A 6485-nucleotide genomic window follows, 5' to 3' on the forward strand; every position below is an offset into this window, starting at 1 on the left:
GTTTGGCAATATCGCCATTTGATGCCTGAAACCAGGCCAACGAGCCTGATCTAGGAAGGAGAGCCAACGTGAAGAAGTTTCTGATTGCTTCTGTCGCCGCCGTATCACTTCTCGGCCTTGCAGCATGCAACGACAAGAAGGACGACACGAGCAACGCACCGGCACCATCCGCGCCGGCAGCGCCTTCGAACAATGACACGACGACGACGCCAGCCCCAGCGACTCCAGCCCCAGCCACTCCGGCACCATCGACGCCGGGTACAGGGACGGCACCTGCCAACTAATGGTGCGAAGTCGTGACGCATGATGCGTCTGCATTTGGATGGCGATCCGGTCTCCGGGTCGCCATTCGTGCCAGTGGGTTTTGAGATGAACGCTAAAGCAACCACGATGGGAAAAGACGGGAATTCTGCGTTTTCCGTGTTTCAACACAGGCTGGGTTCGGTTATGGCTTTTGTCATGAACCGTAACTTCCTGTTCTTCGTATCTGCCATTGTTCTTGTTGCACTTGCCGCTTGCGGCAAGGGAGATGACGAGAGCGCTGCCACAACCAATGGCGGCGAGCAGGGCGCTGCTGCTATATCACAACCTGCCAAACCGGCAGAAAGTGGAAGCAGTGAAAAAGGTCCCGATCTGGTCAAATCGCTCCGCGATAGTTCCGGCGTCGTAAGCCCGGAAGAGAAAGCGGCCGCCATTGAACGCGCACGCGCAAATGCTGTCGCTGCGGCAAAATCTGTCGGTCAGACGGATCAGCAGGCGCAGGCGGCAGGAGAAGCGGCAGTCACGGCTGCACAGCGCTCCTTCGATGAACGCGAGCCCCAGCAATAGGCTTGCGACTGGAGAACTCCGCAATATTGTAAGCCAATGCCTTCTCATTCTTTCTAAATGTTTGTTTTTTCGACTTTCGCCTGTGTGGGCGGTTTTCAGTTCATTTGGAATTCTATAGAAAAGTCCCATGTCGATTTGGGTTCGCATTGGTGAGTTTGTCACATCCGTGGCGTCGAATGCCATTTCTGGCGTTATCGAAGCCGTGCGCACCGTTTTCGAAGGTGATGCCGATACACGCCGTCAGGTGGCCTTCTCTATCGCGATGATCGCGCTTTCGGCCAAAATGGCCAAGGCGGACGGGGTTGTCACCCAAGATGAAATCCGCGCTTTTCAGGATATTTTCGCCGTACCGAAGGAAGAAACCGCACACGTTGCGCGGCTTTATGATCTCGCCAAGCAGGATGTTGCAGGCTATGAATCCTACGCGCGTCAGCTCGCCGGATTGTGCAGCGAAGGACAGACCAATTGTCATCTTCTCGAGGACATTCTTGACGGGCTTTTCCATATTGCTACCGCTGATGGCTATGTGCACGAAAAGGAAATGGCCTTTCTTGCGGGCGTAGCCGATATTTTCGGCTATGACGAGGTTGCTTTCGACCGGATCGCGATCCGGCACGTCCAGCGTGGTGCTGATGATCCTTATGCCATTTTGGGGCTGGAGCGCGGCGTTTCCTTCGAGATGGCCCGCAAGCGCTATCGCGCGCTGGTCAAGGAGCACCATCCTGACCGGCTGGTCGCAGAAGGTTTGCCGCTCGAATTCATAACCATTGCCAACAGGCGTCTGGCGGCGATAAACGCTGCCTGGGCGAGTATTGAGAAGAATCTGGAGGCTGCATGAGCAGCGTGCGCGAAATCGAGAGCGAATTGCTGCAGGAACTGGCGCTGGAGCGGCCAGATTTTGTCGGGGCAATGCTCGATCCGTCACCGAATTTCGGTCCGCGCCGCGACGGAAAAGTGCCTGTCTTTCTTATTCTCCATTATACCGGGTTATCGACTGCCGAAGAGGCAGTGCAGGTTTTGAAGTCGCCGGATATGGAAGTTTCCGCGCATTATCTTGTCCATGAAGATGGACGGATTGTGCAGATGGTTTCGGAAAAAGCGCGCGCATGGCATGCAGGCAAGAGCTTCTGGAAAGGCGAGACGGATATAAATTCCGCTTCCATCGGCATCGAGATCGTCAATCCGGGTAATCTTGAAAATTACCCGGCCTTCAAAGATGCGCAGATCGATGCGGTTATCCGCCTCTGTCGCTATATCTGCGAGCGCTATGCCATCAGGCCGGAAAATGTTCTGGCCCATTCGGATATCGCACCGGCGCGAAAGACCGATCCCGGCCATAACTTTCCCTGGAAACGGCTCCACGATGCAGGCGTAGGGCACTATATTGAGCCGACGCCGGTCCGGGGGGGACGGTTTCTGGCACGCGGCGAAAACGGCCAGCCGGTCGAAGCCTTGCAATCCATGCTGGCACTTTATGGCTATGAAGTCGCCATCACCGGTGTCTTCGATGAAGGCACCGAAACCGTGATTAAGGCCTTTCAGCGTCATTTTCGGACACAAAATGTGGACGGGGTGGCCGATGTATCTACTATAGATACCCTCTACAGGCTAATTTTTTCCCTGCAAAATGTTACCGCCTGACCAAGTGTGTGCGGGCAAGTTTTCTATTCAGCGTTGATTCGCATTTCTGTAATGATTTCAAAAAAATAGTTTGTTTGAAGCCGATCGTCCGGGAGATTTTGTAAGGGTTTCGCTTGCCTTAGCGCGAATTGCAAATGTTACAACCTGTAAGACTATTTTACTTTTGCAACCAATCTTCGGCTGCATTTGCCCTCCACTTCATCGCTCAATCCCAGCGGACAAGGGTTTAAAAACCCATATTGGGCGGGATCAAAAAACAGGACTGTCTCTCCCAAGACGGGCGGTCTGACAAAAGAAACGTTCCAAGACGGTAGGTTATGAAAACAAATTTTGTTGTTGTTTGCGCCCTTGTTGGCGCGATGAGTTCGTTTGGCCTGAATCCAGCACTAAGTGCCCCTTCATCTGAACCGACCAACCTCGCAGCTCTCCTCAAGGCACGCCAGCAGAACAAGACTGCGGAGGCGGAAAAGCCAACCACAGCGCCGAAAAAGGCATCAGTCGTCAGCCGCCGTGCGGCACCTGCCACCAATGGTTCCACTGGTAAGCGTTCGCAGTCGAAAGACTCGACTACCCGTAGTGCCAAGGGTGGTAGCACCTATTCCGGTATCATCAACCGTTATGCATCAACATACGGCGTACCTTCCGCACTTGCTCATGCAGTTGTGCGTCACGAAAGCAATTTCCAGCCGAACGTGCGGGGCAAGGCCGGTGAAATCGGTCTGATGCAGATCAAGCTCTCGACCGCACGCGGTCTCGGCTATACGGGCTCTGCCAAGGGTCTCTACGAGCCATCAACAAACATCCAGTTCGGCATGAAGTATCTGGCCATGGCGCAGAAACTCGGCGGTGGAAGCACCTGCGGCACGATCCTGAAGTACAATGCCGGTCATGGTGCAACGCGCATGAACCCGACCTCTGCAAAGTATTGCAGCTCGGTCAAGGCCTATATGCGCGCGCTCTGACGCGAATGCAGATTTGCGTCGGCGGTCGCGTAGAGTACAGGCTGCCTGATGTAAACGGAAAGCCGACAGTGGAGACACTGTCGGCTTTTCTGTTTCGAGTGTGTTCATAATTTTTGAGAAATCCGGTTTCACTGTGCTGCTATCGTTGCTATATGCGCGCTGTCAGTCGGTCGGGCAGCCGCGCTTGTCATATGCCGAAAGGCGGCAGGTGAGGAAAGTCCGGGCTCCATGGAAACACGATGCCGGGTAACGCCCGGCGGGGGCGACCCCAGGGATAGTGCCACAGAGAGTAGACCGCCCCGTCTTCCGTACCGCTTTGTAGAGCGGCAGGGATGACGGGGTAAGGGTGAAAGGGTGGGGTAAGAGCCCACCGCGTCCGCAGCAATGTGGATGGCACGGTAAACCCCATCGGGAGCAAAACCGAATAGGGACGGCGCGTCGGTTCGCAAGGACCGGTAATCAGTTTCCGGATCAGCCGTCCGGGTGGGTTGCAAGAGGCGGGTGGCGACATCCGTCCCAGATGAATGGCTGCCACGTCGGGCGCAAGCCCGGCCATACAGAACCCGGCTTACAGACCGGCTGACAATTTTTCTCACAAGACTGTTTCGATATTCGAACGCAAGAAACGGATAGTTGCGTTGCGGCCGGGACTCTAATTGGGACCTCCACGAAATCATGGAGGTCGATATGTCCAGCTTGAAAGACAAGGTTGCAATCATCACAGGTGCATCATCTGGAATAGGGCGTGCTGCTGCATTGCTCTTTGCCAGAGAAGGCGCAGCAATTGTACTGAATGCCCGCGGACTTGCGGGTCTCGAACGTGTAGCTGAAGAGATCGCTGCGTTCGGCGGGAAAGCCCATTGCGTTGCCGGCGACGTTTCTGAAGTCCAAACCCATGAAGCGCTGGCTACGGCAGCGAAGGACAAATTCGGTGGGCTCGATATCGCATTGAACAATGCAGGCACGGTCGGGCCTGTCGCTCCGCTTGCCGAAATCGGCCCCGATGATTGGCAAGCCGTCCTCTCGGGAAACCTGACCTCGGCCTTTCTGGGAGCCAGATCGCAAATTTCACTGATGCTCGAACGGGGTGGTGGCTCGATTATCTTCACCTCAACATTTGTCGGTACGAGCGTCGGTATTCCCGGCATGTCGGTTTACGGAACCTCGAAGGCAGCCCTTATGGGGATGGTCAAGGGCATAACCGCCGACTACGGCGCGCGTGGTATCCGGGCAAATGCGCTACTGCCAGGTGGCGTCGATACGCCGATGGGCGGAGATGAAAAGCATAAGGAATGGGCTGCAGGCCTGCATGCGATGAAGCGGATTGCCCAGCCGGAAGAAATTGCGCAGGCCGCGCTGTTTCTGGCCGGTCCCATGTCGAGTTTTGTCGCTGGGTCGGCGCTTTATGCAGATGGTGGCAATGCGGCAGTGAAATAAAGAGATGGGCGGCTTCGCGATACGAAGCCGCCCATTCGAAAGCCTCGGGAGGGGCCTAGATTGGTATGCCGGTTAGGAAATCGTAGATCAGCTTCATGTTCAGGACGACGATGATCGCTGCAGTGATGGCGGCAAGGATCGTCACCCAGCGTGGAGCGACCAGCGGTCCCATCTTCTTTTTCTCTGCCGTGAACATGACGAGCGGAATGATGGCAAAGGGAAGCTGAAGGCTCAACACGACCTGAGACAGGATCAGAAGTTCAGTCGTACCTTGCGATCCATACATGATCGTCACGACGGCGGCCGGAACAATGGCCACGAAGCGTGTGATTGCACGGCGCAGCCACGGCTTCAGACGGATGTCGATAAAACCTTCCATGACGATCTGGCCGGCCATAGTCGCAGTAATGGTCGAGTTCAGACCGCAGCACAGAAGCGCAATGGCGAAGAGTGTGGGCGCGAGGGCTGATCCCAGCAGCGGGTTCAGAAGGGCATGAGCCTTGTCCAGATCTTCGACGGCGGTATTGCCGGTCGCGTTGAAACTTGCCGCAGCCAGGATCAGGATCGATGCATTGACCAGAAGAGCGAAGGTCAGGGCAATAGTAGAATCCAGCGTCGCAAAGCGTATGGCCTCGCGCTTTTCAGCAGTTGTGTGGCCATAATCGCGTGTCTGGATGATGCCGGAATGCAGATAGAGATTATGCGGCATGACCGTGGCGCCAATGATGCCGAGCGCAATATAGAGCATGTCCGGATTGCCGATGATCTCGGTGGTTGGTGCAAATCCCTTGATGACCGCGCTCCATTGCGGTTGCGCCATCAGAATCTGGATGAGGAAGCAGAGCGCGATCACAGCCAGAAGCGTGATGATGAGCGCCTCGACACGGCGAAAGCCTTTGTTCTGCAGATAAAGCACCAGAAGGACGTCGGCGGCGGTGATGATGACGCCGATTTCAAGCGGAATGCCGAAGAGCAGGTTGAGACCGATGGCCGTGCCTATGACTTCCGCCAGGTCGGTGGCGCAAATTGCAAGTTCGGCCAGAAGCCAGAGCGGCCACGCAAGAAAACGCGGATAAGCATCGCGACAGGCCTGCGCAAGGTCGCGACCGGTCGCGACGGCAAGACGAGCACAGAGTGCCTGCAGGAGAACGGCCATCAGATTGGACAGCAGAACAACCGATAACAGCGTATAGCCGAAGCGGGAGCCGCCAGCAAGCGACGTGGCCCAATTGCCAGGGTCCATATACCCGACAGCAACCAGATAGCCGGGACCGAAAAAGGACAGCGCGCGGCGAAACTTCGAACCGGACCGATTAACTCTGATAGAGCGGTGGACGTCGGACATGGATGCTTCGCCGCGATCCCGTCGCCAGCCTTCAAATGTAACTTCACCAGCGCCGGAGGGACCTGCTCCATGAGGTGCCATGATAAATGCCTTGATTTCTTTATGCAGTTGCAAACTATTCGCATTAAATAATCGGTCGTGTGCTGGGTGTCAACAGGAAGTGAAGGGCAGTAGGGCAGTAGGGGAATAGGGCAGTAGGGGAATAGGGGAATAGGGGAATAGGGGAATAGGGGAATAGGGGAATAGGGGAATAGGGGAATAGGGGAATAGGG

At 55.6% G+C, this 6485-nt stretch carries 6 protein-coding genes, 1 other RNA gene and 1 pseudogene; 7 read left to right on the top strand and 1 reads right to left on the bottom strand.

Annotation, left to right across the window (positions count from 1 at the left end; translation table 11 throughout):
• Window positions 1–68: 68 nt before the first annotated feature.
• The 7 genes and pseudogenes from FIB18_RS20855 to FIB18_RS20885 all read left to right on the top strand — a co-directional run bounded on the left by FIB18_RS20855 (window position 69) and on the right by FIB18_RS20885 (window position 4868).
• Window positions 69–284, top strand: coding sequence for a hypothetical protein (locus FIB18_RS20855; protein ID WP_140022534.1), 216 nt, complete (start codon window positions 69–71; stop codon window positions 282–284).
• Window positions 285–409: 125 nt separating this feature from the next.
• Window positions 410–828: pseudogene (locus tag FIB18_RS20860) on the top strand (hypothetical protein).
• Between the two features lie 127 nt (window positions 829–955).
• Window positions 956–1666: a J domain-containing protein gene (locus tag FIB18_RS20865; RefSeq protein ID WP_140022536.1), complete on the top strand. Its 711-nt coding sequence runs from the start codon at window positions 956–958 to the stop codon at window positions 1664–1666.
• Entirely contained in the window at window positions 1663–2469 is an 807-nt protein-coding gene (locus FIB18_RS20870) for an N-acetylmuramoyl-L-alanine amidase (protein ID WP_140022537.1), read from the top strand. The genes FIB18_RS20865 and FIB18_RS20870 overlap by 4 nt, the downstream gene beginning before the upstream one ends.
• A gap of 317 nt (window positions 2470–2786) precedes the next feature.
• Window positions 2787–3431, top strand: a complete 645-nt coding sequence (locus tag FIB18_RS20875) for a lytic transglycosylase domain-containing protein (RefSeq protein WP_140022538.1) — start codon at window positions 2787–2789, stop codon at window positions 3429–3431.
• Between the two features lie 162 nt (window positions 3432–3593).
• Window positions 3594–4018: RNase P RNA component class A (gene rnpB, locus FIB18_RS20880), an RNA gene on the top strand.
• Between the two features lie 100 nt (window positions 4019–4118).
• Entirely contained in the window at window positions 4119–4868 is a 750-nt protein-coding gene (locus FIB18_RS20885; protein ID WP_140022539.1) for an SDR family oxidoreductase, read from the top strand.
• A gap of 55 nt (window positions 4869–4923) precedes the next feature.
• Here FIB18_RS20885 and FIB18_RS20890 read toward each other — a convergent pair whose 3' ends face one another.
• Entirely contained in the window at window positions 4924–6294 is a 1371-nt protein-coding gene (locus FIB18_RS20890; protein WP_140022540.1) for an Nramp family divalent metal transporter, read from the bottom strand.
• Between the last annotated feature and the right edge of the window lie 191 nt (window positions 6295–6485).

It is taken from the genome of Brucella pecoris, assembly GCF_006376675.1.
Classification (GTDB): domain Bacteria; phylum Pseudomonadota; class Alphaproteobacteria; order Rhizobiales; family Rhizobiaceae; genus Brucella; species Brucella pecoris.

Coding starts and splice junctions, on each gene's coding strand:
- FIB18_RS20865 (WP_140022536.1), top strand. CDS start 956: ATGTCGATTTGGGTTCGCATTGGTGAGTTTGTCACATCCGTGGCGTCG.
- FIB18_RS20870 (WP_140022537.1), top strand. CDS start 1,663: ATGAGCAGCGTGCGCGAAATCGAGAGCGAATTGCTGCAGGAACTGGCG.
- FIB18_RS20875 (WP_140022538.1), top strand. CDS start 2,787: ATGAAAACAAATTTTGTTGTTGTTTGCGCCCTTGTTGGCGCGATGAGT.
- FIB18_RS20885 (WP_140022539.1), top strand. CDS start 4,119: ATGTCCAGCTTGAAAGACAAGGTTGCAATCATCACAGGTGCATCATCT.
- FIB18_RS20890 (WP_140022540.1), bottom strand. CDS start 6,294: ATGGCACCTCATGGAGCAGGTCCCTCCGGCGCTGGTGAAGTTACATTT.